We start from the raw sequence: 855 nt of genomic DNA, 5'->3' as shown, positions 1-855 counted from the left end.
GACATCAGGTGTTCGCTCCTCAAAAATAGAACGGCGATTATACCCTAAATTATCCCGGTTGCAGGGGCGCAAAAGGCAACAATGCAAACACAGTTCAGTCGCCAGCCTTGAAGGTGACGCGCTGGTACAGGATATCGCTCTCTATTAAGCCAGCGTTTATCAACGCGTTTTGCTAACCCGCTATTATTCCCAGCGTTGGAGTCTGCATCGAAGACATATATCCCCCTTACAGCAAAAGGTGACGTTAAATGTTTAGTAAAGTGTCAGCAGGATCGCTACTTTTGGCCGGACTGTTTTTTTCTGAAACCGCACTGGCCTCGCCCACCCAATGCGGCGATCTGGCCTCATTGATTAACCAGCGTTTGTCTTACATGAAGGATGTGGCGGGATATAAAGCAGAAAAACACCTTGCCATTGAAGACGTGCCGCAGGAAGTCAACGTGTTGGCCAATTCAGTCGCGGTGGCAGAAAAGCTGGGCTTGCACGGCGAGTCAGTAAAACCGTTTATTCAGGCGCAAATGGATGCCGCTAAAGCCATCCAATATCGTTATCGCGCTGACTGGCTGTCTGTTGCAGAAAGTAACTGGCGACCGGATCCACTACCACAGGTCAGATCAAAAATAAGCGGGTTGAACACCGACATTCTCTCTTGTATTAATGCAACCCTGCTCCAAGGCGAACGATTCACCAACAAAACCGCCTTTCTCCGTGTGCTTGACCAGGCTAACTTAAAGGAGAGCGACAAAGCGCGCATATGGTACTCATTGCAACAAATCACCTTGAAGAGCCCCTAACGTAAGGGCTTTTATTTTCCACTGCGATAGGTTTGAAAAATACGGTATTGGCCATTAGCGC

The 855-nt window shown here is 48.5% G+C and carries 1 protein-coding gene; it reads left to right on the top strand.

Going from position 1 to position 855, the window contains the following annotated elements; all coding sequences use genetic code 11:
• Window positions 1–248: 248 nt before the first annotated feature.
• Window positions 249–794, top strand: a complete 546-nt coding sequence (locus J5224_RS31315) for a chorismate mutase (RefSeq protein ID WP_264628895.1) — start codon at window positions 249–251, stop codon at window positions 792–794.
• Window positions 795–855: the final 61 nt, after the last annotated feature.

This window comes from Candidatus Symbiopectobacterium sp. NZEC135 (assembly GCF_025962695.1).
Note: the sequence above shows the minus strand (reverse complement) of the source record. Positions and strands in the feature narration are given on the sequence as shown.

Coding starts and splice junctions, on each gene's coding strand:
- J5224_RS31315 (WP_264628895.1), top strand. CDS start 249: ATGTTTAGTAAAGTGTCAGCAGGATCGCTACTTTTGGCCGGACTGTTT.